Annotated in this window: 28 protein-coding genes and 1 pseudogene; 17 read left to right on the top strand and 12 right to left on the bottom strand. The window is 65.4% G+C overall.

Annotated features, from left to right (window positions below):
* Positions 1-20 precede the first annotated feature (20 nt).
* Complete coding sequence (locus tag NSQ78_RS11910; protein ID WP_064238563.1) at positions 21-449, top strand: BLUF domain-containing protein; 429 nt, start codon at positions 21-23, stop codon at positions 447-449.
* A 337-nt stretch (positions 450-786) separates the two neighbouring features.
* On the opposite strand, the gene NSQ78_RS11905 is transcribed toward NSQ78_RS11910, so the two are convergent.
* Positions 787-1179, bottom strand: coding sequence for a response regulator (locus NSQ78_RS11905; protein ID WP_064238562.1), 393 nt, complete (start codon positions 1177-1179; stop codon positions 787-789).
* A gap of 208 nt (positions 1180-1387) precedes the next feature.
* Between NSQ78_RS11905 and NSQ78_RS11900 the strand changes: the two genes are divergently transcribed.
* The 3 genes from NSQ78_RS11900 (at position 1388) to NSQ78_RS11890 (ending at position 3358) form a co-directional block, all read left to right on the top strand.
* On the top strand, positions 1388-1732 hold the full coding sequence (locus tag NSQ78_RS11900; RefSeq protein ID WP_223224785.1) for a hypothetical protein: 345 nt from the start codon (positions 1388-1390) through the stop codon (positions 1730-1732).
* 159 nt (positions 1733-1891) lie between these two features.
* Positions 1892-2413, top strand: a complete 522-nt coding sequence (locus NSQ78_RS11895; RefSeq protein WP_057494792.1) for a ferritin-like domain-containing protein — start codon at positions 1892-1894, stop codon at positions 2411-2413.
* 36 nt (positions 2414-2449) lie between these two features.
* The gene (locus tag NSQ78_RS11890) at positions 2450-3358 is read left to right on the top strand and encodes a manganese catalase family protein (protein WP_049469390.1); all 909 of its coding nucleotides are present in this window, start codon (positions 2450-2452) and stop codon (positions 3356-3358) included.
* Positions 3359-3455: 97 nt separating this feature from the next.
* Here NSQ78_RS11890 and NSQ78_RS11885 read toward each other — a convergent pair whose 3' ends face one another.
* A complete protein-coding gene (locus tag NSQ78_RS11885; RefSeq protein WP_064238561.1) occupies positions 3456-3779 on the bottom strand; it encodes a KGG domain-containing protein in 324 nt (107 codons plus the stop codon).
* A gap of 303 nt (positions 3780-4082) precedes the next feature.
* On the opposite strand from NSQ78_RS11885, the gene NSQ78_RS11880 reads away from it, so the two are divergent.
* The 3 genes from NSQ78_RS11880 to NSQ78_RS11870 are packed head-to-tail and all read left to right on the top strand — an operon-like array spanning position 4083 to position 6041.
* Positions 4083-4550 carry a BLUF domain-containing protein gene (locus tag NSQ78_RS11880; RefSeq protein ID WP_064238560.1) on the top strand — a complete coding sequence of 156 codons (468 nt, stop codon included), beginning with the start codon at positions 4083-4085 and terminating at the stop codon, positions 4548-4550.
* Entirely contained in the window at positions 4547-5314 is a 768-nt protein-coding gene (locus NSQ78_RS11875) for a DUF72 domain-containing protein (protein WP_064238559.1), read from the top strand. Before NSQ78_RS11880 ends, NSQ78_RS11875 begins: the two co-directional genes overlap by 4 nt.
* Positions 5307-6041, top strand: coding sequence for a DNA-formamidopyrimidine glycosylase family protein (locus NSQ78_RS11870; protein ID WP_064238558.1), 735 nt, complete (start codon positions 5307-5309; stop codon positions 6039-6041). The genes NSQ78_RS11875 and NSQ78_RS11870 overlap by 8 nt, the downstream gene beginning before the upstream one ends.
* A 39-nt stretch (positions 6042-6080) precedes the next feature.
* Here the strand turns inward: NSQ78_RS11870 and NSQ78_RS11865 are convergent, their stop codons facing one another.
* On the bottom strand, positions 6081-6578 hold the full coding sequence (locus tag NSQ78_RS11865; protein ID WP_005416567.1) for a DUF892 family protein: 498 nt from the start codon (positions 6576-6578) through the stop codon (positions 6081-6083).
* Positions 6579-6825: 247 nt separating this feature from the next.
* On the opposite strand from NSQ78_RS11865, the gene NSQ78_RS11860 reads away from it, so the two are divergent.
* The 3 genes from NSQ78_RS11860 to NSQ78_RS11850 all read left to right on the top strand — a co-directional run bounded on the left by NSQ78_RS11860 (position 6826) and on the right by NSQ78_RS11850 (position 10151).
* Positions 6826-7002, top strand: a complete 177-nt coding sequence (locus NSQ78_RS11860) for a DUF3606 domain-containing protein (protein WP_064485350.1) — start codon at positions 6826-6828, stop codon at positions 7000-7002.
* A 13-nt stretch (positions 7003-7015) separates the two neighbouring features.
* Positions 7016-9565, top strand: coding sequence for a DNA ligase D (gene ligD / locus NSQ78_RS11855; RefSeq protein ID WP_339206186.1), 2550 nt, complete (start codon positions 7016-7018; stop codon positions 9563-9565).
* Positions 9566-9701: 136 nt separating this feature from the next.
* Positions 9702-10151, top strand: coding sequence for a BLUF domain-containing protein (locus NSQ78_RS11850; protein WP_057494785.1), 450 nt, complete (start codon positions 9702-9704; stop codon positions 10149-10151).
* An 8-nt stretch (positions 10152-10159) separates the two neighbouring features.
* Here NSQ78_RS11850 and NSQ78_RS11845 read toward each other — a convergent pair whose 3' ends face one another.
* The 3 genes from NSQ78_RS11845 to NSQ78_RS11835 form a co-directional block, all read right to left on the bottom strand.
* Positions 10160-10390: a hypothetical protein gene (locus NSQ78_RS11845; protein ID WP_064238556.1), complete on the bottom strand. Its 231-nt coding sequence runs from the start codon at positions 10388-10390 to the stop codon at positions 10160-10162.
* A gap of 87 nt (positions 10391-10477) precedes the next feature.
* A complete protein-coding gene (locus NSQ78_RS11840) occupies positions 10478-10900 on the bottom strand; it encodes a low affinity iron permease family protein (protein WP_049469411.1) in 423 nt (140 codons plus the stop codon).
* Positions 10897-11151 carry a hypothetical protein gene (locus NSQ78_RS11835; protein WP_064238555.1) on the bottom strand — a complete coding sequence of 85 codons (255 nt, stop codon included), beginning with the start codon at positions 11149-11151 and terminating at the stop codon, positions 10897-10899. The genes NSQ78_RS11840 and NSQ78_RS11835 overlap by 4 nt, the downstream gene beginning before the upstream one ends.
* A 254-nt stretch (positions 11152-11405) precedes the next feature.
* Between NSQ78_RS11835 and NSQ78_RS11830 the strand changes: the two genes are divergently transcribed.
* Positions 11406-14069, top strand: coding sequence for an excinuclease ABC subunit UvrA (locus NSQ78_RS11830; RefSeq protein ID WP_339208675.1), 2664 nt, complete (start codon positions 11406-11408; stop codon positions 14067-14069).
* A gap of 59 nt (positions 14070-14128) precedes the next feature.
* Here the strand turns inward: NSQ78_RS11830 and NSQ78_RS11825 are convergent, their stop codons facing one another.
* Positions 14129-14932 (bottom strand): SDR family oxidoreductase, encoded by an 804-nt coding sequence (locus NSQ78_RS11825; RefSeq protein WP_064238553.1) that lies wholly within the window; start codon positions 14930-14932, stop codon positions 14129-14131.
* Positions 14933-15088: 156 nt separating this feature from the next.
* Here NSQ78_RS11825 and NSQ78_RS11820 point away from each other — a divergent pair, with 156 nt between their 5' ends.
* Together NSQ78_RS11820 and NSQ78_RS11815 are read left to right on the top strand one after the other, a co-directional pair.
* The gene (locus tag NSQ78_RS11820; RefSeq protein WP_223224786.1) at positions 15089-15988 is read left to right on the top strand and encodes a GlxA family transcriptional regulator; all 900 of its coding nucleotides are present in this window, start codon (positions 15089-15091) and stop codon (positions 15986-15988) included.
* A 53-nt stretch (positions 15989-16041) separates the two neighbouring features.
* On the top strand, positions 16042-17238 hold the full coding sequence (locus tag NSQ78_RS11815; protein WP_080473132.1) for a GAF domain-containing sensor histidine kinase: 1197 nt from the start codon (positions 16042-16044) through the stop codon (positions 17236-17238).
* 54 nt (positions 17239-17292) lie between these two features.
* Here the strand turns inward: NSQ78_RS11815 and NSQ78_RS11810 are convergent, their stop codons facing one another.
* Positions 17293-18246, bottom strand: a complete 954-nt coding sequence (locus NSQ78_RS11810; RefSeq protein WP_064238551.1) for an alpha/beta hydrolase — start codon at positions 18244-18246, stop codon at positions 17293-17295.
* Between the two features lie 168 nt (positions 18247-18414).
* On the opposite strand from NSQ78_RS11810, the gene NSQ78_RS11805 reads away from it, so the two are divergent.
* The 3 genes from NSQ78_RS11805 to NSQ78_RS11795 all read left to right on the top strand — a co-directional run bounded on the left by NSQ78_RS11805 (position 18415) and on the right by NSQ78_RS11795 (position 20334).
* The gene (locus NSQ78_RS11805) at positions 18415-18984 is read left to right on the top strand and encodes a TetR family transcriptional regulator (RefSeq protein ID WP_064238550.1); all 570 of its coding nucleotides are present in this window, start codon (positions 18415-18417) and stop codon (positions 18982-18984) included.
* 62 nt (positions 18985-19046) lie between these two features.
* A complete protein-coding gene (locus NSQ78_RS11800) occupies positions 19047-19523 on the top strand; it encodes a nuclear transport factor 2 family protein (RefSeq protein WP_064238549.1) in 477 nt (158 codons plus the stop codon).
* Positions 19524-19602: 79 nt separating this feature from the next.
* A complete protein-coding gene (locus NSQ78_RS11795) occupies positions 19603-20334 on the top strand; it encodes a hypothetical protein (RefSeq protein WP_064238548.1) in 732 nt (243 codons plus the stop codon).
* Positions 20335-20351: 17 nt separating this feature from the next.
* Here NSQ78_RS11795 and NSQ78_RS11790 read toward each other — a convergent pair whose 3' ends face one another.
* Together NSQ78_RS11790 and NSQ78_RS11785 are read right to left on the bottom strand one after the other, a co-directional pair.
* Positions 20352-20741 carry a hypothetical protein gene (locus NSQ78_RS11790; RefSeq protein WP_223224787.1) on the bottom strand — a complete coding sequence of 130 codons (390 nt, stop codon included), beginning with the start codon at positions 20739-20741 and terminating at the stop codon, positions 20352-20354.
* An 81-nt stretch (positions 20742-20822) separates the two neighbouring features.
* Positions 20823-21179, bottom strand: coding sequence for a hypothetical protein (locus tag NSQ78_RS11785; protein WP_080473189.1), 357 nt, complete (start codon positions 21177-21179; stop codon positions 20823-20825).
* 801 nt (positions 21180-21980) lie between these two features.
* Between NSQ78_RS11785 and NSQ78_RS11780 the strand changes: the two genes are divergently transcribed.
* Positions 21981-22970: a leucine-rich repeat domain-containing protein gene (locus NSQ78_RS11780; RefSeq protein ID WP_188238334.1), complete on the top strand. Its 990-nt coding sequence runs from the start codon at positions 21981-21983 to the stop codon at positions 22968-22970.
* Between the two features lie 279 nt (positions 22971-23249).
* Here the strand turns inward: NSQ78_RS11780 and NSQ78_RS11775 are convergent, their stop codons facing one another.
* Both NSQ78_RS11775 and NSQ78_RS11770 read right to left on the bottom strand, forming a co-directional pair.
* Positions 23250-23435: a LysR substrate-binding domain-containing protein gene (locus tag NSQ78_RS11775; protein WP_308306338.1), complete on the bottom strand. Its 186-nt coding sequence runs from the start codon at positions 23433-23435 to the stop codon at positions 23250-23252.
* 49 nt (positions 23436-23484) lie between these two features.
* Positions 23485-24144, bottom strand: a pseudogene (locus tag NSQ78_RS11770) (LysR family transcriptional regulator); the annotation flags it as partial.
* Positions 24145-24149 lie beyond the last annotated feature (5 nt).

The raw sequence follows: 24149 nt of genomic DNA, 5'->3' as shown, positions 1-24149 counted from the left end.
GAGAGAGCAGGAGTGCCGCCATGCCGAACAGAGCGATCGTCTATGTCAGCGAGGCCGTCGGCGGATTCACGCCGGAGCGCCTGCACACCCTGATGGAGGATGCCGCCCGCTTCAATCGGGGCGCAGGCGTGACCGGCGTGCTGCTGTTCGACGGGCAGCGCTTCCTGCAGTACATGGAGGGCCCTGCCGACGGGCTGGATGTGGCCTATTCCCGCGTCACCGGTGCCAGCAGCCACACCCACCTGATCGAACTTGCGCGTGGCCGCGTCGGCCAGCGGCGGCTGCCGTTCTGGCCAATGCGCTGCCTCTCCGTTACGGCGGACCAGCTTCGCGTGATCGCGGGCGCTGACTGGACCAGCTTCATCCAGCGCGCAGCATCGGAACAGTCCGACGCGACGGCGATGGACAAGCTGCTGCTGATCGTCGAACCCTACGCGAAGGCCGCCTGAATCCGGCGGGCGTGTTACTGCGGCGTGCGGCCGGGGAGAGGGTGGAGCGAGCCGGGTTGTGAATCGCCTCATGCCCACCTACAGCGCGACCGGCATCCTGCAAGCGCAGGACATTTCCTGTGTCAGAAGGAATCAACGTGCCCCTCCGCGCAATCGCCTACGCAAGTGAGGCGATACCGGGGCTTTCCGTACTGGTCGATGCGGCTGCTCTGGACCGACCCCGCCGACATCCGCAGCGTCGCCCGCGGCAACTGGAGCGGGCTCTCCCGTGGCGGGGCGCTGCGTCAGCTGGGCCAGGTGGTAGCTCCACACCTGGCGTGACCGCGGCGTTTGCCGCTCAATGCGTGGACGGGGGCGCGCAGGCGTCACCCACCACCTGCTGGACGGCTTCCTGCAACCGGTCGATGTGGAAGGGTTTGGCCACGAACGTTGCGCGGCGGTGGCGCAGCGGTACCAGCTGGTCATAGACCGCAGACACGAACAGGTAGGGGATGCCGAGTTCCGCCAGCCGATCGGCAACCGGGAACACCACGCCATCGCGAAGCTCCACATCCAGCACCGCGCCATCGAACTGTTGCGTATCAAGCAGCCCCAGCGCATCGAACACGCTGTAGGCGTGGGTCACCCGGCCGCCGCCGTCTTCCAGCGCCTGTTCCATCAGTGCAGCAAGGTCGAGCTGGTCTTCAACCAGCAGCAGGTTGCACCTGCGCTGGTTCATTTCCGATTGCATGCGCGCATGCCTGTGTTGCAGTGGGAACTACAGTGTGTGCTGTGGCGCATCAACGGCGCGCGTGGGCCGTGTCAGGCCGGTGCGAAGCCGCCTTGCGCAGGTCGCCCGGTGCCGTCGATGCGGCGTGGAAGGCGCTGCGCCTTTTTTGACAGCGCGTTGGCGGCGGGCATGGATACTGCCGCCGTCCCCCAGCACTGGAGCCACCACCATGCCCCGATCTGTAACCGATGCCACCGCCCCCTGCGCATTGCGCGTGGAATGCATGTCCCTGGATTGCGGCGGCGCTGCGATCGTCGTGGAGCTGGATCGCATCCCCGAACGCGCATGGATGAAGTCGCTGAAGCGCGCCCTGCAGGAGGATGACGTGCTGGAGGGTGCCCAGGCCAAGTTCGATGGGCGCTTTGTCTACGTTGTGGGCGTGGAAGGTGGCGCGCACCGTGCGCAGCATCGGGTGATCCAGGCGCTGAAGGCGTCCGCAGGCGGGCGCGCACCCGCAGCAAGCCCCCGTCGCGACGGCGGCAGTGCAGTAGTGTCCGGCGCGATGCCGGCCTGAGTGCGCAGCAGGCGTTGCCACGCACCAGCGGATGTTATGACGGCATCAGCGCCAGGTGCAGCGCGCACGCCCGGTGGCTCACGCCGGCCGACGAGGCAGTGATTGCGGCCTCGCCACGATGGTCTCCGGAGGCATGTCGCCCCACTACCGGAGACCGCGATGGCAGACCAGAACACCGTCCGCAGCGAGCGCCTGCTGAAATGGCTGCAGGACGCCTACGCCATGGAGCAGGAGGCGGAGACCATGATGAAGGCCATGGCTTCGCGCATCCAGAACTATCCCCATCTTGCCGCACGTATCGGCCAGCACGTGCAGGAGACGCAGCAGCAGGCCGCTTCCCTGCGCGAGTGCATTGAAGCACTTGGCGGCAGCGTGCCCACCGCCAAGGGGCTGTTCGCGAGCATGACCGCAGCGATCCACGCCGCCGGCAATACCCTGATGGAAGACGAAGTCGTCAAGAGCGTCGGCATCTCCTTTGGCTTCGAGAACACCGAGATCGCCACCTACCGGGCGCTGGTGATCGCGGCCGAGCGGGCCGCCGCGCCGGATATCGCGGCCGTATGCGGCCAGATCCTGCAGGAAGAGATCGCCATGGCGCGTTGGCTGGAAGACCACCAGGACAGCCTGGTCGGCGCCTTCCTCAACCGTGACGAAACGCCCGGCGCCCAAGCCAAGCGTTGATCCCGATCCCGCCTGCCAGACACAGGAGACAGTCCCATGTTCTTCCACCACAAGAAACTGATGTACACCGTGCGCGTGCGCGAATCCAACCCGCAGCTTGCCAGCCTGATGCTGGAACAGTTCGGCGGCCCACAAGGTGAACTGGCCGCCGCGATGCGCTACTTCACCCAGGGGCTGGGCGAATGCGATCCCGGACGCAAGGACCTGCTGATGGACATTGCCACCGAAGAGATCAGCCACCTGGAGATCATCGGTACCATCATCGCCATGCTCAACCGCGGCCCGAAGGCCATTCAGTCCGAAGGGCTTGCCGAAGCCGAGGACATGCGCCTGCTGGGCCAGAACAGCACCAGCCATACCGAGCAGCTGCTGTACGGGGGCGGCCCGGCACTGGTCAATTCGAGCGGTGTTCCCTGGACGGCGGCCTACGTCGATTCGATCGGGGAGCCCACCGCCGACCTGCGCTCGAACATCGCCGCCGAAGCCCGCGCCAAGCTGGTCTACGAACGACTGATCACGGTGACCGATGATCCGGGCATCAAGGACGCACTGCGCTTCCTGATGACGCGCGAAATCGCCCACCAGAAGTCCTTCGAAAAGGCATTGCACAGCATCCAGCCCAACTTCCCACCGGGCAAGCAGCCGGGTGACCCCGCCTTTACCGACCTGTACATGGACATGTCGCAGGGCGACGGCGCTGATGACCTGCTGGGCAGCTGGAACAGCGGCGAGCTGTGGGAGCGGGTCAGCGACCGCGAGGCACAGGCCGCTGTGGACGGCGGTGACGGCAGCGCCACGGTGGGCCTGGACCCACGCGAGCAGGCGGCGGTGCAGGCCATGACCCTGCGAACGCTTTCCGATCCCGAAGCACGGCCGACAACCGGTGCCGAACTGGGCGCCGGGCCGGGCGCCGGCGCGCTCGACCTGCCGCCACGGGAGCCTTGACGCGGAACCGGCCGGGGCGGGCGTCCGCCCCGCGCCTCGCAAAAAAGGTGGGCGGACACGCTGTCCGCCCACTTGGGGTGCAACCGGTCAGTCTCGATCAACGCTGCTGGCCACCGCGGTTGTTGTTGCCGCCACGTTCCTGCTGTTGCTGCCGCCCCCCCTGGTTGCCGCCCTGGTTGCCGCCGCCATGGCTGTTCTGGCCGCCTTCGAGGCCGATGTCGGCCATGTGCTGGCGATCCTGGCTCACCGCTTCGCCGCCCTTGCGACCGGCTTCGCGCGCTTCTTCCGAGCTGAATTCATGGGCGTTGCCCGATTCATGCGCGGCGCGGCCGCCCCTGGCGGCGATCTCGCGCTGCTTGTCCTCGTCCATCGAAGCGAAGCCGCGGTTGCTGCTGCCCTGGTTCTGGTTCTGGTTGGCCATGGAAAGTCTCCTTGGAGTGAGCCGCCCGATTGGCGGCAGCGACCATCTTCCAGATCCGCCGCTAGACGGCGGTGGCACCACCGCCAACGTCGTGTCATGCGCAGGCGCGTGCTTCCTCATGCGTTCTCCACGAAAGGACATCCATCAGCGGGCGACACGCCATGCCGGCCGTGGTGCTGTTGCCGGGTGTCAACGCAGCGCGGCGTTGACACGTCCAGGTTCAACGCCGCCTCCACGCCAGTGTCACCGCGCGTTTGATCGGCCTCGCTAAGGTAGAGCCATCTGCAACAACCCGGTGCTGTCATGCCTCTTCGTGCCATTGCCTATGTAAGTGAAGCCACCCGAAACCTGGCTGCAGAGCGCCTGCAGCAGCTTGTCACGGACGCGATGCTGTTCAACGAGTCGGTTGATGTGACCGGCGTCCTCCTGTTCGACGGCACGCGCTTCCTGCAATACCTCGAAGGCCCGGAGGCCGGTGTCGGCGCGGCGTACACCCGCATCCTGGCGGCGAGCAGCCACAACGGACTGGTCGAACTCAACCGGGGCAGGGTGGGGCGGCGGCAGTTCCCGCACTGGCGCATGCACAGCGTGCGCGTGGATGAGCTGGCGTTGGGAAAGATCGCGATCTCCGACTGGACCGGCTTCGTGCGCAGCGCCTCCGCGCTCGCGCCTGGCACCAGTGCGCTTGATCGATTGCAATCGGTGGCGCAGGCGCCGGCAGGTGCCGGCGATGGCCGCTTGCTGGAACCGGACGGACCGGTGGCACGATGAGCGCAGCCGACGCCCCAAGCACGCCAGGACAGGTATGCATCGGCTGCGCAGGCTGGTCGCTGTCGCGGGCGGCGCAGGCGGCGTTCGGCGCAGGCGACAGCGTACTGCAGCGCTATGCCACCCGCCTGCCGATGGTGGAGATCAATTCCTCGTTCTACCGCCCGCACCAGGCGGCGACCTACGCCCGTTGGGCGGCCAGCGTGCCCGCGGGTTTCCGCTTCGCGGTGAAACTGCCACGCGTGATCAGCCATGAACGCCGGCTGCGCGACACGATGCAGCCGCTGGCGCTGTTCCTCGATGGCGTGATGGCACTGGGGGACAGGCTGGGGCCGCTGCTGCTCCAGCTGCCGCCCAGCCTGGCGTATGAGCCGGCAACCGTGACCGAATTCCTGCACGGCCTGCGCGCACGCACCTCGGTGGATGTCGCCTGCGAACCGCGCCATCCCAGTTGGTTCACTGCGGACGTCGATGCGCTGCTGAGCGACCATGACATCGCACGGGTCGCGGCTGACCCGGCCCGGGTACCCGCAGCAGCGGTCCCGGGCGGTGACCGCACGTGGAGCTACTGGCGCTGGCACGGGCAGCCGGAGGTCTATCGCAGCGCCTACAGTGAACAGGCGCTGGCGGGGCTGGCCCAGCACCTGCAGCGCGAAGCCGCTGCGCAGCGCCGTGCCTGGTGCGTACTGGACAACACCGCGCTGGGCCACGCCACCGGCAACGCCCTGCACCTGCAGGCACTGCTGCAGGAGAACGCGAATGCCTGAGGGCCCGTCCATTGTCCTGCTGCGCGAGGCCGCCAGCCACTTCAAGGGTCACGTCGTGCGCGGCGTTTCCGGCAACAGCCGCATCGACCTGTCACCGCTGCAGGGACGCAGGGTCAAGGCGGTTCGCAGCTGGGGCAAGCACTTCCTGCTGGAGTTCAGCCAGGTCACGCTGCGCATCCATCTGATGATGTTCGGCAGCTGGCGCATCGACGAACGGAAGCCGACCCCTGCACGCGTGTCGCTGGCATTCGACAACGGCGAACTGAATTTCTATGCGTGTTCGGTGCGGCTGATCGACGAGCCGTTGGACGACGTCTACGACTGGCGGACGGATGTGATGAACGACGCCTGGGATCCAAGACTGGCCCGGCGCAAGCTGAAGGCACTGCCGGACACCCTGGTCTGTGATGCGCTTCTGGACCAGACGATCTTCGCCGGCGTCGGCAACATCATCAAGAATGAGGTGCTGTTCCGCATCGGCGTGCATCCGGCCACGCGACTGGGCGACCTGCCACCGCGCAAGCTCACCGCCCTGATCACCCAGGCCCGTGCCTACAGCTTCGACTTCCTGGAGTGGAAGCGGCGCTTCGAGTTGAAGAAGCACTGGCAGGTGCACACGCGCAAGGTGTGCCCGCTCTGTGGTGGCCCGGTCAGCAAGCTGTACATGGGTACGACGCGGCGGCGCACGTTCTTCTGCCCAAACGACCAGGTGCTCTACCCACCCTGAGGCCGCCTTCCGTGGCGGCCGCGGGGCGTGCGATGCGACTCAGGCGGCCTGCGCGGCCTTGGCATTGCCGCCGCCCTTGGCCAGCAGGGTCAGCTTCTCGTCGGTCGCCTTTTCTTCCTCCAGCGTCTCCAGCAGCAACGGCAGGGCGTCCTTGTAGCCCAGCTGCTTGGCCAGCGCGGCGATGGTGCCGTAGGAGGCAATTTCGTAATGCTCGACCTTCTGCGCGCCACCGATCAGGGCAGCGTCGCGCACCGGCCCCTTGTCGATGCTGTCGATCACCTCCTTGCCTTCCTCGACCAGGCCTTCCATCGCCGCGCACTTGATGCGCTTCAGGCGGATGCCGAGCACCTCGACCACCTGGTCGATGCGTTCGATCTGCCCCTGGGTCTCCTCCAGGTGCGTTTCGAACGCTGCCGCCAGATCCGGATTCTCGGCCGCACGGGCCAGGCGCGGGAGCGCCTTGGTCAGCTGCTTCTCGGCGCTGTAGATGTCCGAGAGCTCGTGGATGAACAGGTCTTCCGCCGTCTTGATAGCCATACTGGGCTCCGCAGTGAGTGGAGTAGCCAGCGTAGGGTCTGCCCGGTTGCGAGCAGGCGGGGAAGGAGTGAAGGCGGCATGTGAACGCCCCCGCGGATCCTGCGCGCTGCCTTCACGAAGCGGCGTCTTTCGCGCAGGGGTGCGGCGCCGTGCCGGCGGCCTTCGCCATGGCTTCACAGTGGCATCGCTTCGTGCGCATGGAATGGCCGGTACGGTCAGTCCACCCCCGATCACGCTGGAGACTCCCATGAGCGATGACAAGAACAACGCCGGCAGCCCGGACCGGGACCGCATCAACGTCAACGAGGATTACGAACTGCGGTACTGGACCACGACGCTGGGCGTGTCCGCCGAAGAACTTCGCGCGGCCGTCGCGGCGGTCGGGCCCACGGCGGTTGCTGTCCGCAAGCACCTGGGCAAATAGCGCGGAGCTGGCCATGTCGCTGGTCGAGTATCGCCGCAAGCGTCGTTTTGACCAGACCCAGGAGCCCGAGCCGGGCAAGACGCTGCCGAAAGGCCAGCGCGCCATTTTCGTGGTGCAGCTGCATCATGCCAGCCGCAGGCACTATGACTTCCGCCTGCAGGTTGGCGATGCGCTGAAGAGCTGGGCCGTGCCGAAGGGCCCCAGTTACGACCCGAAGGTCAAGCGCATGGCGGTGGAAGTGGAAGACCACCCGGTGGACTACGCGGCGTTCGAGGGTGAAATTCCCAAGGGCCAGTACGGCGGCGGCCATGTCGCCCAGTTTGACCACGGGGTATGGGCCACGCAGGGTGATCCGGAAGCCCAACTGGCCAAGGGCCATCTCCGCTTCGAGCTGTTCGGTACCAAGCTGAAAGGCGGCTGGCATCTGGTTCGGTCGGGAAAGCCCGCGCGGCAGCCGCAGTGGCTGCTGTTCAAGGAGGACGATGCCTTCGCCAGCGACCTTGAGGCAGACGACCTGCTGGCCAACGTCGCTGCGCCGCCACCGGAGGATCTGAAGCGCGCCGGGGCCGGCAAGGCCGCGAAGAAGCGGCTGACGGCGGTGCCTGCCACACGCACCCGGCGAAAGAACTGGTCTCAGAAGGCCCTTGCGCTCAGCAGGGCAAGGAGGGCGGCGGCGCCGTCCGGGCCGTTCGAACCGCAGTTGGCCAAGCTGGGAGAGGCGCCGCCCCAGGGCGATCAGTGGGTCCACGAGATCAAATGGGACGGATACCGGATCCTTGCCACTGTCGTCGAGGGCAACGTGCAGCTGTGGTCACGGAACGCGCTGGAATGGACCGACAAGCTTCCCGAGATACGTGACGCAGTCGCGGCCCTGGGCCTGACGTCGGCGGCGCTGGACGGCGAGCTGATCGCCGGCGCCGGCACCAAGGAGGACTTCAACCTGCTCCAGGCGACGCTTTCCGGCGAGAAGCAGGGCGTCCTGACGTATGCGCTGTTCGACCTGCTGCATCTTGATGGCGTGGACGTCGCCGATGCGCCCCTGCTGGAACGCAAGGCCTTGCTGCAATCTCTGCTTGAGGGGAAGGGCAGTCCCCTGGCCTTCAGTTCGCATGTGCAGGGAGAGGGTGAGGAGGCCTACCGCCTGGCCGGTGAGCAGCACTTCGAGGGCATCATCTCCAAGCGCGGCGATCGCAGCTACCACAGCGGCCGCAGCGAGGACTGGCGCAAGACGAAGCAGCTGGCCAGCGACGAGTTCGCGGTGGTGGGCTACACCGCACCCAAGGGCAGCCGCACCGGCTTTGGTTCGCTGCTGCTGGCCCGGCCAGACGCAACGCATGGCTGGCTCTACGCCGGTCGCGTCGGGTCCGGGTTCTCGGATGAACTGATTGGCGACATCAGCAAGCGCATCAAGGGCGGCGGCGGCCGCAGGCCGACCGCGCATGTGCCCACGCAGGACACCGACCTGCGCGCCGCGACCTGGTTCGAACCGCGTTTCGTGGTCGAGGTCTTCTACCGCGGGATCGGTGGGCAGCAGCTGTTGCGCCAGGCGTCGCTGAAGGCGGTGCGGACGGACAAGGACGTCGCCGACCTCGCCGATTCCGACCGCGCCGGAACGGTCCCGGCCGCCGCGCGGTCGCATGCGGCCTCGCGGCGGAGGCGCCGGGTGGAAAGGGTGCCGGCAGCGGACCGCGCGCCACCCGGGCTGTCTTCTCCCGGCAAGATCCTGTTTCCCGGCGACGGTTACACCAAGCAGGATGTATGGGATTACTACGCGGCAGTGATGGAGCACCTGCTGCCCGAAGTGATTGATCGTCCGCTGTCGATCATCCGATGCCCCAGTGGCACCGCAAAACCCTGCTTCTTCCAGAAACACCATACGGCAGGGCTGGCGCTGGTCGATTCGGTAAGGCTGAAGGAGGAAAGCGGCATCAACGCCCATTACCTGGTGGTGCGGGACGCAGCCAGCCTGCTTGAACTGGCGCAGTTCAACGCGTTGGAGTTCCACCCTTGGGGCAGCCACGCCGAGGCGCCCGACAAGGCCGACCGGGTCGTGTTCGATCTGGACCCCGGACCGGACGTGCCCTTTGCCGAAGTCAAGAAAGCGGCAACCGACATCCGAGAACTGCTGGCGCAGCTGGAGCTGGAATCGTTCCTGCGCGTCTCCGGCGGCAAGGGCCTGCACGTGGTCGTGCCGCTCAACCCAGGGTGCGATTGGGACCTGACCAAGCGTTTTGCCAAGGGTTTCGCCGATGCATTGGCACAGTCCGAACCGCAGCGGTTCCTGGCAACCGCCACCAAGAGCCTGCGCAACAAGCGGATCTTCGTCGACTATCTGCGCAATGGGCGCGGTGCGACGGCGGTCGCGTCCTATTCGTTGCGTGCCCGGCCGGGCGCGCCGGTGGCGCTGCCGATCGCCTGGGGCGATCTGTCGAAACTCCAGCGCGCCGATGCGTTCACGATCAAGGACGTGCCCGCAAAGCTCAGGCGGCGACGCAAGGATCCTTGGGCCGGCATCGCGGAAGTGGAGCAGAATCTCGCGCGATGGGCACAGGCAGACCCGTAGCCGGGCCGCGCTGCATACCGTTTGTCTGCCAGAAGCCGACCCATTCGCAGAATACACAGGGCCGGAACATATCGTCGGCGTGGTTGGCCTATGCTTGCGATACGGAATCTGGGGGGATTCGCTACCGGAGCAGCCGATGCCTATCAGGGCAGTCGCATACGTAAGTGAAGCGGGCCCAGCCGTGGCCGGTGACCCGTTGGGCCTGCGCAGCGGCAAACTGGACGATCTGGTTGACGATGCCGCCCGCTTCAACCGGAACGCCGGCGTCACCGGGGTCCTGCTGTTCGATGGCAGCCGCTTCCTGCAGTACATGGAGGGGCCCGAGGACGGCTTGCGCGTGGCGTACTCGCGGGTACTCGGCGCTACCAGTCATACAGGACTGATCGAGTTGCAGCGCGGCAGGGTCGGTAACCGGCGTCTGCCATTCTGGCCGATGCGCTGGCTGCCGACACAACCGGCGGAGTTGAAGCGCCTGGCCTGTGCAGACTGGCTGGGATTTGTGCAGCATGGCGACGACGACGGGGTGGCTGAGACGGCGATGGATGTCCTGGCCAGGTTGGTCGAGCCCTATGCCATCGCGGCCTGAGGTGCGGTCTAGCGCCCGCCATAGCGCGCTGCCCAGGGAATCTCGCCGCTGCACGCATCGAGGTGCCCGGTGCGCATCACGCAATACAGGCGGGCATCCGGGTCCGCACTGGCCGCAATGTAGTCCAGTGCCTCGGCGAGCATGAGGATGAACTGCGGCTCGGGATAGAACGCTGCCCAGGTGGGCAGCATTTCCTCCAGTTGCGCGATCATCAGGTCGATTTCCAGGTGCGTGCTCACTGCCTGATCCTGCGTGCAGCCACGTTAGCGACCAGGCAGGGCCTCACACCGGCATCGCTGTAGGCCGACGCCGCCGCAGCGGTCGCCTCAGGCTTCGGCGGCTGCATCCGCTTCGCAGGGCATGCAGCGCTCCTTCTTGGACTTGATGTCTGCAGCGGTCTTCGCCAGTGCCTCGTAGCGCTGGCGTATCTCTTCAAGATGGGCCGGCTCCATCGATTCCAGGTTCAGCAGCTCCTGGTTGGCATCCTTGCTGACCCGGATCAGCTCATCCAGTTTGATGTGCAGTGCAGCGGTGTCAGCGTTCTGCGTGTGCTGGATCAGGAACACCATCAGGAACGTCACGATGGTGGTGCCCGTGTTGACCACCAGCTGCCAGGTGTCATTGAAGTGGAAGGCCGGCCCGCTGGCGGCCCAGGCGATGATCACCCCCAGTGCCGCGACGAACGCCCCAAGACTGCCGGACAAGCGCGCCGTTGCCGCCGCGACGCGTGCAAAGCCGCGCCGGATCACTGCTCACCTCCGCCGGCCTCCTCATCCGTCCGGCGGTCTGGCAGTTTGACCCGCTCGCCCAGGCGCGTGGCCTGCTCTTCGGGCGTCGGGGCTGCGACGAAGGGCGAGATCGGGTCACTGGCCGGGAACGTCTCCTGCAACGCCTCTTCATGATTGCGGTGGTTATGCAGCTTGGCCTGAAGCGGGCTGACCGGATCGGTGCGCTGTGCTTCCGGGTCCGGGTGGGGCAGGTCTTTCTGATCGCGTTGCATGATGCATCTCCACGTTGAGCGCCACTGTGGAAGTGGCGCGCCAAGCATAGGAACCGGGCCGTGAGCGGCCCCATCAACGACGCGGCAACGTGGTGTCAACCCTTCAGCCAACAGGCGTTAACAATCGGGCGCACTGCGGGGTCGGGGATCCGCGACGCGCTGCTGCCGAGCAGAACGGGAGTGAAGGATCCTCGCCCCGTTCACCCCGTCGCGGCGACAATGGGGCCTCGGTGCGCCGTTGCGCGTGCCGCTCACTGCCAGCAGGATCACGAAGATGTCCCCCCCCCTTTGGCGAATCGTCATGTGCGGCCGCGGCCAGCGGCTGCATCGAGGTCCGCGGCGCGCGCGAGCACAACCTGAAGCATGTCGATGTTTCCATTCCGCGCAACGCCCTGGTGGTGTTCTCCGGGGTGTCCGGGTCCGGCAAGTCATCGTTGGCGTTCGGCACGATCTTCGCCGAGGCCCAGCGTCGCTACTTTGAATCCGTCGCACCGTATGCGCGCCGCCTGATCGACCAGGCGGGCGTGCCCGACGTGGATGCCATCGACGGCCTGCCGCCGGCGGTAGCCCTGCAGCAGCAGCGTGGTGCCAGCAACGCACGTTCATCGGTGGGCAGCGTGACCACGCTGTCCAGCCTGGTACGCATGATGTATTCGCGTGCAGGCGCGTACCCGGCCCATCAGCCCATGCTGTACGCCGAGGACTTCTCGCCCAACACGCCGCAGGGGGCCTGCAGCACCTGCCATGGGTTGGGCCACGTCTACGAAGTGACCGAAGCGCTGATGGTGCCGGACCCGTCGCTGAGCATCCGCGAGCGCGCCATCGCCTCCTGGCCGCCGGCCTGGCATGGCCAGAACCTGCGCGACATCCTGGTTACCCTGGGCTACGACATCGACGTGCCGTGGAAGAAGCTGCCGAAGAAGGACCGGGAGTGGATCCTGTTCACCGAGGACACGCCGACCGTGCCCGTCTATGCCGGCTTCACGCCTGCCGAGACGCGTGCTGCACTCAAGCGCAAGCTGGAGCCCAGCTACATGGGTACCTACACCGGCGCCCGCCGCTACGTGCTGCACACCTTCGCCACTACCCAGAGCGCGCTGATGCGCAAGCGTGTATCGCGCTACATGGAAGGCAAGCTGTGCCCCGCCTGCCAGGGCAAGCGATTGAAGCCCGAAGCGCTTTCGGTCACCTTTGCCGGTCTGGACATCGGTGAATTCATGCGGCTGCCGCTGGACCAACTGGCCGGGCTGCTCGAGCCCATTGCGCAGGGTGACTTCAGTACACACGGCCACGGCGCACGCACGCGCAGGAGTGCGACGCCCCGCGATCGCGCGAAGCGGGCAGCCCGTGGCCACGCGACCCACGAAGGCGCCCCCGACGTACGGTTGACCTCGGCCCTGTCCGAAGAAAAGCGCCTGGCGGCACAGCGGTTGGCCGGCGGCGTCATGGCGCGTGTGCGGCAGCTGCGCGACCTGGGCCTGGGCTACCTCTCGCTGGACCGCGCCACGCCCACGCTGTCGGCCGGCGAGCTGCAGCGCCTGCGGCTGGCCACGCAGCTCAGTTCCCTGCTGTTCGGCGTGCTGTACGTGCTCGATGAGCCCTCAGCCGGACTGCATCCTGCCGACAGCCAGGCGCTGTACGACGCGCTGGACCGCCTGCGCGATGGAGGCAACTCGGTGTTCGTCGTTGAACACGATCTGGAACTGATGCGGCGTGCACAGTGGCTGGTGGACGTGGGGCCGCAGGCGGGCGAGCACGGGGGGCGGGTTCTCTACAGTGGCAAGCCCGACGGCCTGCGCGGCATCGAGGCGTCGCGCACCGCGCGGTACCTGTTCGACCAGGTGCCTGCGCCTGCCAGCCGGCAACGCAGCGCCGGCAGCTGGCTGGAGCTGAAAGGCATCCACCGCCACAACCTGCAGGGCGTGGACGCACAGGTGCCGCTGGGAGTGCTGACCGCGGTGACCGGCATTTCTGGCTCGGGCAAGTCCAGCCTGATGGCGCAGGCCCTGCCTGAGCTGATGCTGCTGCACCTGGGGCACGAGCCGGTGGAGGAGAGCGCCGACAGCGCGCCGGCCGAGGGACCCACGGTGATCGAGGCTACCCGGGGCCAGCTGGCCGGCGATGTGGACGCCATCCAGCGCGTGGTGCAGGTGGACCAGAAACCGATCGGTCGCACGCCCCGGTCCAACCTGGCCACCTACACGGGCCTGTTCGATCACGTGCGCAAGCTGTTCGCCGCGACCCCCGACGCGCGACGCCGCCGCTTCGACGCCGGCCGCTTCTCGTTCAACGTGGCCAAGGGCCGGTGCGAGACCTGCGAAGGCGAGGGTTTCGTCAGTGTCGAACTGCTGTTCATGCCCAGCGTCTATGCGCCGTGCCCGGCCTGCCAGGGTGCCCGCTACAACGAGGCCACGCTGAAGGTGCTCTGGAACGGCCGCAACATCGCCGAGGTCCTGCAGATGACGGTCGACCAGGCACAGGCATTCTTCGCAGGTGAAGAAGCCATCGCCCGGCCGCTGCAGCTGCTGCAGGAGATCGGCCTGGGCTATCTCCGGCTCGGCCAGCCGGCCACGGAGCTTTCAGGGGGCGAGGCGCAGCGCATCAAGCTGGCGACCGAGCTGCAGCGCAGCCAGCGCGGTCGCACGCTCTATGTGCTGGACGAACCCACCACCGGCCTGCATGCGTTGGACGCAGACAAGCTGCTGGTGCAGTTGCAGCGGCTGGTGGACGCGGGAAACACCGTGGTAATGATCGAGCACGACATGCGTTCCGTCGCACAGGCCGACTGGGTGATTGACGTCGGCCCGGGCGCAGGCGGCGCGGGCGGCGCCATCGTGGCGAAGGGTACGCCACGCCAGGTGGCCCGCGCCAAGGGCAGCAGGACAGCGCCGTTCCTCGCCAGGCAACTGGCGCTGTAGCGACGCCATGCCCGGCCAGCGCACTGCGCCACGCCGGGCGGTTGCAACGCGTTCGCCGATCAGGCGCCGCTCAGATAGCGCTGCGCCGGCTGCGCGCGCGAAAGGCCCGGTGCCATCGCCTTGCGTGCGTGCTCGAAGGCGTCCCACTCAGCGATGTCCGGAAGCGCGGGAATGGTCACGACTTCACCCTGTGCCAGACCGGCCAGCGACGCGTCCACCATCGCTTCGGCGCTCATCACGATGCCCTGTGGCAGGTGCTCCACCGGCAGGCCGGAAAGGTGCCAGAAGTCCGTTGCGGTGGCACCCGGCAGGACAACCTGGACACGCACGCCCTTGTCGGCCAGTTCATGGTGGAGCGACTGCGAGAACGCCAGCACGAACGCCTTGCTTCCCGCGTAGACCCCGTTGAGCAGCTCCGGTGCCAGCGCGACGATGGAGGCGATGTTGATGATCGTGCCCCGGCCACGGGCCACAAACACCGGTGCTGCGGCGTAGGCCAGGCGCATCGCGGCGTTCACGTTGAGCGTGATCAGGCGCTCCATTTCGCCGATGTCCGACTGCAGCAGGGGCGCCGTAGCGCCGATGCCGGCATTGTTGACCAGCACCTGGATGTCCGCTCGGCCTTGAATGACCTTTTCAACCTCGGCACGCCCGTCGGAGGTGGTCAGGTCCGCGGCGACGATGTCCACGGTGCGGCCGCTACTGCGGGCCAGCGCTTCGGCCAGTTGGCGCAGGCGGTCGCCGCGTCGCGCGACCAGGATCAGGTCATGGCCGGCGTGGGCCAGGCGATCGGCATAGATCGCCCCGATGCCGGACGATGCGCCAGTGATGAGAGCGGTGCCGTGATGGGTAGGGTCGTTCACAGGGGTCGGTCCAAACCGGCGGGAGTCGCCGGGGTCAGGGCAGACTCTAGGCCGGCTTGTGCAGGGCGTAAATGTCGTATATACCTCGTTTCAGGTCACGCCGGAAAACCCGCCATGCTCAGTGTTGGATGTGTCCTGCCGGCCGGATTCCAGACCATGGCGATCGCCGCGGCGTCCGCCTTCGAACTGGCCAATGCCACCGAAGGTGCGCGCCTTTACGATCTGCACATGCTGTCCGAACAGGGCGGGCTGGTGCCCAGCTCGCTGGGCATGGCCATGCAGACAGCGCCGCTTGCGCAGCAGCCGCTGGATACCATGATCGTGGCCGGCCTGCTGGAGCCAGCCCCGTCCAGCGGCACGCTGATCGATTCGATCCACCACGCGGCCGCACGCACGCGCCGGACCGCGTCGGTGTGCACCGGCGCATTCCTTCTCGGCGAAGCGGGGTTGCTGGACGGGCGCCGCGCCACCACGCACTGGTTCCACGCACGTACGCTCAGGCAGCGCTTTCCCGCCGCGCAGGTGGAGGAAGATCGCATCTTCATTACCGATGGCCCGATCTGGACCTCCGCCGGCATGAGTGCGGGGCTGGACCTGGCGCTTGGCATGATCGAGCAGGACTTCGGTGCGGATCTGTGCAGGGCGGTGGCCCGGAAGCTGGTGATCTACCACCGCCGCGGAGGCGGGCAGTCCCAGCATTCGGTGCTGCTGGAGCTGGATGCGCGGTCCGATCGCATCCAGAACGCGCTGGCTTTCGCGCGCGGCAACCTGCGCGCCACCTTGTCCGTTGAAGAACTGGCGCAGGCCGCGCATCTGAGCACCCGCCAGTTCAGTCGCGCGTTCCGCGAGGAAACCGGGCAATCCCCCGCCAAGGCAGTGGAGGGCCTGCGCGTGGAGGCCGCGCGTGTGCTGATCGAGCAAAGCCGTCACACGATGGATGAAGTCGCGACTGAAACGGGCTTCGGTGATACCGAACGCATGCGACGTGCCTTCCTGCGCGCCTTTGGCCAGCCCCCGCAATCGCTGCGGCGCAACGCACGCGGCGGGGCGGACTGAGTGTTCGTGGGTGATTCGTGGGATGATGCACCACTGCGCCCGACTGCCACTACATGCACACACTGACCGATCCCCACCTGCTGAATGACATCGCTGAGATCGGTCGTATTGAGGCAGTGCCGCGCATCCTTGAGACCGTCGCCCATATCACAGGCTCAAGATTCACCGCGATTGCCCGGGTGACAGAAACCACGTGGACCGCCTGCGCCACCCTGGATACCTTGGGTTTCGGGCTCGTTCCGGGCGGGCAACTGGTCCTCGAAACCACCCTCTGTGACGAGATCAGGCAGTCATCGACCTCCGTGGTGTTCGCGCGCGCCAGTGCACACCCGCTGTATTCCGAACACCATACGCCCAGGATCTACGGGCTGGAGAGTTACGCCTCCGTGCCGATCCATCGGCCGGATGGCAGCTTCTTCGGCACCCTGTGTGCCATTGATTCGTCGCCGGGCAACTTCGATGAGGCGCACGTCCAGCGATCCATGGAGCTGCTTGCCGACCTCGTTGGCAACTACCTCGACAAAGAGGATCAGCTGCTGGAGGCAGAGACAGCACTTTCAACGGCACAACGTGTTTCCGATCTGCGCGATCAGTTCATCGCGGTACTGGGCCATGACCTTCGCAGCCCGCTGCAGGCCATCAGCGTGGCCGCCGATTCGCTGGAACGTGAGGCAACATCCGAGCGCCAGCAGCGGATGCTCGCGCACATCGCTGCCGGCGTCACCCGGATGGATGGCCTCATCGGTGATGTGCTTGATTTCGCCAGGGGGCGGCTGGGAGGAGGCATCCCGGTCTCGCTCCAGGAAAGCCACACCTTGCAGGCGGAGCTTGAACAGGTTGCAGAAGAAGTGGCGATCGCTACCGGTCGGCAGGACATCAACGTCCAGATGCGGATCGAGGGCAGCGTGGTCTGCGATCCCGGCAGGCTGTCGCAGCTGCTGGCCAACCTGCTGACCAACGCAGCCCAGCACGGCGAGCGCTCCGCGCCTGTCACGCTGAGAGTCCAGGCCGCATCCCATCGCCTCACGCTGGATGTGCATAACGCCGGCTGCATTGCGCCTGAGCGGCTGGGGACGATTTTCAGCCCATTTTCGCGTGAGCAGGGCGAACTGCCCAGGCCAGGGCTTGGCCTGGGCATCTACATTGCTTCGGAGATTGCCAAGTCCCACGGCGGAACACTGGACGTGCAGTCAAGTGAGAGCGACGGCACTAAGTTCACATTCCAGATGCCGACTGCGGCGCGCACATGAAGGTGGGCGCCAGGCAACAGGAGGGCTCCGGCGCGGCGCCGGAGCCCTGGCCAGTCACTTTTCCTGCAGGAACGTCAGCAGGTCCTGGTTGACCTTGTCCTTGTGGGTGTCGGTCAGGCCGTGCGGCGCACCCGCGTAGACAATCAGCCTGGCACCCTTGATCAGTTTCGCTGACTGGCGGCCAGAGATATCGATCGGCACGATCTGATCGTCGTCACCGTGGATCACCAGGGTGGGGACATCGAACTTCTTCAGGTCGGCGCGGAAATCGGTGGCCGAGAACGCGGCGATCGAGTCGTAGGTGTTCTTGTGGCCGCCCTGCATGCCCTGCGCCCACCATGCGTCGATCAGCCCCTGCGACACCTTCGCGCCTGGGCGGTTGAAACCATAGAACGGGCCCGACGGAATGTCCTTGTACAACTGGGCGCGGTTCTCCATCTGTGCCTTGCGGATGCCATCGAACACTTCGATCGGCAGGCCGTTCGGGTTGTCGGCGGTCTTCAGCATGAACGGCGGCACCGAGCTGATCAGCACGGCCTTCTTCACTCGCCCGGTGCCATGCCGGCCAATGTAGCGTGCCACTTCGCCGCCACCGGTGGAGAAGCCCACCAGGGTCACATCGTGCAGGTCCAGGGTATTGATCACCGTGGCCAGGTCATCGGCGTAGTGATCCATGTCGTTGCCGTCCCATGGCTGGCTGGAGCGCCCGTGGCCGCGACGGTCATGCGCGATGACGCGGTAGCCATGGTTGGCCAGGAAGATCATCTGCGACTCCCAGCTGTCCGAATTCAACGGCCAGCCATGGCTGAAGGTCACGACCGGGCCGTCCTTCGGGCCCCAGTCCTTGTAGTACAGCTGCACGCCGTCGGCGGTGGTGATGTAGCTGGCAGTGCGCGCGATGGCGGTGACCGGAGCCGGCTTGGCCGGTTCGGCGGCCTGCGCGGACAGGCCGGCCTGGACCGAGAGGGCGAGGGCGGCAACCGCCAGCGTACGGGCGAAGGTGTTCATGCGGGAACTCTCATGGGTGGGTGGTGAGACGTACTTTGCGCCTGTGATCAGGCGTCCGGGTGATGAAGTGTCCGGATTTCTTGATAGATCGTCTTGCATGGATGTGCGCGCCCCCATCGCTCGCGATTGCCTGTTGACAGGGTAGAACGAGCGTTCTACATTGCAGCCATGAGCAACGGCAGCACCGACACGCAACAGAAGATCCTGGCCACGGCCGAGGCGCTGATCTATCAGAACGGGATCCATGCCACCGGCATGGACCTGCTGGTGAAGACCTCGGGCGTGGCGCGGAAGAGCATCTACCGCCACTTCGAGAACAAGGACGACGTGGCCGCCGCCGCGTTGAAGGCACGCGACGTGCGCTGGCTGGCCTGGTTCCGGCAGGAGTGCGACAAGGCCGACAGCCCGGAAGCGCGCATCCTCGGCATGTTCACCGCGCTCAAGAGTTGGTTCCAGTCCGAGGGCTATCGCGGGTGTGCGTTCATCAATACCGCGGGGGAGGTCGGCGATCCGGCCGATCCGATCCGGCAGATCGCGCGGAATCACAAGCAGAAGCTGCTCGATTACACGCTGGAACTTACCGAACAACTGAATGTGGAGCAGCCGGCGGACCTGGCCCGCCAGCTACTGATCCTGATGGAAGGCGCCATCACCCTGTCGCGCGTGATGGGTGATCTCGACGCCGCAGACACCGCGAAGGATGTCGCGAAGCTGTTGTTGGAACAGGCCAAGCGTTAGCGCCTGGATACGCCAGATCCTTTGAAGCAACCCGTATATCCATTTCGATGGGAGGTCTCCCCGTGTCCGCAGAACAACCCCGTCCGCCGCTTCCTCCGTTCACCCTCGAATCGGCCACGCAGAAGGTGCGTCTTGCCGAGGATGGCTGGAATTCCCGCGATGCCGACAAGGTGTCACTTGCCTATTCGCTCGACACCCAGTGGCGCAACCGTGCCGAGTTCACCAACGGCCGGGAGGAAGCCCGGCAGTTCCTGGCACGCAAATGGAACAAGGAACTCGAGTACCGCCTGATCAAGGAGCTCTGGGCCTTTACCGAAAACCGCATTGCGGTCCGCTACGCATACGAATGGCGCGACGACTCCGGCAACTGGTTCCGTTCCTATGGCAACGAAAACTGGGAATTCGGCGAGGACGGCCTGATGCAGCGCCGCTTCTCGTGCATCAACGACCTGCCGATCAAGGAAAGCGACCGCAAGTTCCATTGGCCGCTGGGGCGTCGCCCGGATGATCACCCGGGGTTGTCGGAGCTGGGCATGTGATTCCCGCTGGGGCGCCTTCCGAAGCGTGCTCAGGTACGATGGGGCGGCCGGCATCTGCGCCGGCCGGGGCAGGGGTGCAATGGACATGCAGGCAGGGGGCGGCGTCGATCCGCCGGCAACGACCGATTCGCAGGAACTGACATTCGACTGGCTCTACCAGCGGGTGCAGGGGCTGGTTGAGCACAGCATCTACCCGAAAGCGGGCAGGGTGGAGACGTGGGCGTTCCGGGTGGGCGCACTGGCGGCCGCCATCGGCATTCTCGGTAGCCAGCTGCCTGATCGATGGCTTCCGCTTACGGCTGCACTGGTTTTGGTCAGGGTCTGCCTGGCGGTGGAAATCGGAGGTTTTGTCATCGGCGGGTTTCTCGCAGCCCGCCGCGGACTCCGGCAGTTCGTACAGCCACGGCTGTCGCACGCGCAGGAAATGGATGGCGAATTTACACAGTGGCAAGCGGTGATCGCCGAGCTTCGGAAGTTTCCCAGAGTCGAGCGTGAGCGCCGCCTCAAGTATGTCAGCCACTTGCGATCCAGCATGATCGAGCGCATGGGATTAATGTACGGAGGGCTGCAGCGCCTTGGGCCATTCCCACTCTTGATTGCCCTCTATCTGCAGTTCCGCCAATGGAGATGGGGTGACTGGAGCAGCGCCTTTGATGTTGGCGCGCTGGGTGCTTTCATCATCTACGCCCTCGTACTGCTATACCTCACAGGATGGCTATTGATCGGGCTGCGTTCGCGCCTGGATACCTACGTCGCCCTGCTTGAAGGCTCCATCCACGAACCCGAACCCTCGCAACCAACGTCCCTGTAGAGCCGAGCCACGCTCGGCTACTGCGGGCGACATCGCGCCCCATCAGGCACCTCAGCAGCAACAACCCGCAGCGCCCGCTCCATCAGAACAGGCTCAGGCACCCCGGCCAGCGCCTGCTGCAGAACGCCCAAAGGTTCCATCTGCCATTGAAGAAGGGCCCGCAACTGCACAACGGCCGGCGCCCGCTGCCGGGCATCCAGTGATACCCGCAACAGCAGATAATTCGGGTGCCTCTCCAGCCACAGCACCGGAACGTCGCGGCAATAGATTTGCAAAGCGGCGCCCTCACGCTGATCGACGAATTGATAGCCCTGTCGTGACCGAGCTTCCACGAACTGCATCGCTTGGCGGCGCAGTTGCAGGAAGCGATCGTCGGGGATGTTCTGGAACCCGATGGGCGAAGGCACGGGCGGGGCAAGCCACTGCGTTGGCGACGCGACTAGCGCCACGAGGCACAGCGCCGTGGCCGCCCATCGGCACCCTGCCACTCACCCTTCCGGATGGAGGCGCGTACTGGCGTGTGCGGCGAGGCCGAGTCCGGCCATGATCAGGCCCTCCATCACCCGCGGACCGACGTACTGTTCCAGTTCGCCGTTCTCGCGGGCACGCTGCGCGGCCAGCAGGATCTCCAGCACCACGCGTAGCCCAGCCAGCGAGCAATCGGTATCCGCCAGCGCGATGCGTCGGCCGGGCATCTGATGGCGTTCAGGCCAGGGCTGGCCATCCGAGGCGGCGCCAGAGCCGATGCTGTGCAGCAGGGCGATGAGCGTGTTCGGGTCCAACGCAGAGCCATTCGCGGAGGCGTCGTGGATCGGGTGCGGGGCAGGGGAGTGGGGCGGGTTGATGACTGGCTCCTTGCGTGCATGCAGAAGCCGCCACCGATAAAGGTGGCGGACGGTGCGGGGCTCGAAATCCGGTGTGCAATCTTCCCGGCGGGCACAAGGCCCCCACGCACCGCCCGCCATAGCCGGCCGACGGATTGCCAGCCGGCACCACAGAACGTGGTGCCGGCTGGCAAGCGCATACTTCTCTTGCACAACCGAGGATTTCGAGGCCTCGGCCACCCGTTTTCGGTGGCATGAACAGGAATACCCCTGGCTGTGCACGATGCCAACGCAGTAGGGCTGATGCCGACACCACTTTCAACATTTTCAGAATCGTTGCATGCGGCGCAATGAGGCTGGGGCCTTGCGCCGCAAGGCTGTTGTCGATGTCGTGGGTGCACGCCTAGCGGGTGTCGGCATTCGCCCGGCGGGGTCGTGAGCGAGGCAGATGCGACAGGACTACCAAAGGTCGCCAGGCTCGCGTTCAGTGACCAGTTGCTGCGCCACCAGTCGTTCGACTTGCGGGCGGCGAGCGGCTGCGTCGTTTCCTCGTTCACCCGCGCTCGATCCCGGCGCGGGCGCTGGGCGACTGGGCTGCCGCGAATGCCTGATCATCCATGTGACGGCTGGAACGCAAGTGTTGATGGTGTGCCAATAGGTAGTGGCGCCCGATCGTGACGCATCACATTAACAGCCTTCAATCCCGTCGAGGGGCGAAGCCTGTGGAGCCATCGAAGTCTCACGGGTACTTACATCTTAGGCGCTCGACCTCCCGAGGGTCGCGCTATTCGGTGAGTCGCGGGTCGTGGCAGACTAGCCGCCATGAAAAGCGATCAAGCTGCCATGCCCGGACGGACACGAGTGGTTGATTCAGTGTTCGAATTCGAACTGCAAGGCCGAACGCTCTACGTGGACGCGGAGCACGTATCCCAATGCGTAGAGCTGTGGCGAACTGGGCGGTACACGCAACTCGGCATTTCGGATCGTGAGAACCCTGGCCTCAAGAGCATCGATTTCATTGAGGCCTTCTTTCCTGTAGCCGATCTCCACTTGATGCTGTTTGACAGAGTCGATTTGTCTGTCCTGCGCGGGAACGCTGAGTGGCTGGAGCACTTCTTCACCAACGCTGGGCCAAACGCCATCGACGACATTAGGCCCTTCACGAGGCTCGAATCGCTGGGGCAACCGTGGACCAGAGAATTTCGCGTCGACGCAGGCCTTGACCGTTTGAAGGGCTTGGCACTGGGCGGGTTCAGATCAGCATCAGGTGACGTCTCGGAGTTGTCCGTCCTGCCCGCACTGGAGAAGCTCTCGCTCTATTCCAATCGGCTGCAGAGTCTGAAAGGGCTCGAGACGATGCGGGGCCTACGCGAACTCTCCGTCAGTTACGCGCCGAAGCTCGAATGCATCGATCCGATCGGTGACCTTAAAGAACTTCGTGACCTGCGTTTCGAACACTGCAATATCGTCCGCGGTTTTGCGGATCTGGTGAGGGGTGAGCACCTGCTCAACCTGACGTACATGAAATGCTCACCTCTCGATCACGTGCGGTTCGTCGGTCGCTTGTGTTCTTTGCAGAGCTTTGTTTTCCTGGAAACGGACGTGCTCGATGGCGACATGACTTCCCTTGTGGATCATCCGACGCTGGCGCACGTAGCATTCACAAGGAAGAAGCACTTTACGCTCAGCGAACGCCAGGTCCTTGAACGTCTTGGTGATCGGGAAGGTGGGGTTAGGGTCCGGATAGCCAAGCTGAATCTCAAGAAGGCCGCAGCGGAAGCCGCAGCGCAAGCTGCAGTAGGAGCGCAGTAGTTCCGCCGCACAGTGGGCGGCCTGTGCTCGTTACGCAAGCTTGTTGTGCGGGGATGGCACGTAGGACGCAAGCGTCTGCCGCAACTCACTGTAGATTGAGATATCGAGGCGACGTCGTATCGGATCGTTTGGCGCAATTCGCCAAATCCTCCCTGGAAAGTGAGACATCGCTCGACAATCTCAAATAGTGCGAGGATTCGGGATGTTCATCGGGGGTGCCGCGGGTGCCCATTTCCAGCGCATGCAGGACAATTTAGGGGAGCTGCACTGCGCCCAACATCACCTATCCAGCTTCCACCACGAAACCAGCGCTGCAAATGCCGGCGACGGCTGCCGACGGTTCGGGTAGTAAAGGTGATAGCCGGGGAAGGGGACGCACCACCTGTCCAGCACTGCCACCAACCTGCCTTGCGCGATGTGCTCGGCCACCAGCGGTTCCGGTGCATATGCCAAAGCCCAAGCCATCCAGTGCGGCATTGATAACGTGGGTCATGCTGTTGAAGACCAACGGCCCGTCGCCGCGCACGGTGAATTCCTTGCCCTTCTCTTCGAACTCCCACGCATAGATGGCACCGTTTGGGCGATGTCGGATGTGGATGCAGCGGTGGCGCGTAATGTCGGCAGGCTTCTTCGGCTTCGGAAACTTCTCGAAGTAGTCGGGTGAGCCCACCACGACCAGACGCCAATCGGGGCCAACCCTGACAGCAACCATGTCCTTGCTCAGTGCCTCTCCGAGCCGGATGCCCGCATCGAAGCGCTGCTCCACCACATTGGTAAAGCCGTAATCTACGTAGAACTCAAGCGTAATGTCCGGGTATGCGTCCAGGAATCCGGCAAGCCGCGGACGGATGATGGTCTCCATGGAATCATCCGTGCAGGAGATTCGTAGCGTTCCAGCTGGGCGGTCGCGCAGGTCACCCAGCGCCTCCACGCTGGCACCGATGGCCTCGAAATGGGGTGCGATGGAGCGCATCAGGCGCTCGCCCGCTTCAGTGGGAGAGACATTGCGCGTGGTCCGCGCGAGCAGGCGAATTCCCAGGCGCTCTTCCAGCAGGCGCATCGAATGGCTCAGCGCAGAGGGCGTTACCCCAAGACGAACGGCCGCCTTGGTGAAACTCTGCTCCTGCGCCACTACCAGGAACGCTTGCAGGTCATGGGTTTTCACGGTGCTCATGGGTC

It is taken from the genome of Stenotrophomonas sp. FSL W7-1447, from assembly GCF_037966425.1.
In the GTDB taxonomy this organism is placed as follows: Bacteria; Pseudomonadota; Gammaproteobacteria; order Xanthomonadales; family Xanthomonadaceae; genus Stenotrophomonas; species Stenotrophomonas pavanii.
The sequence above is the reverse complement of the archived record's forward strand: the minus strand, read 5'-3'. Positions and strand labels throughout refer to the sequence as shown.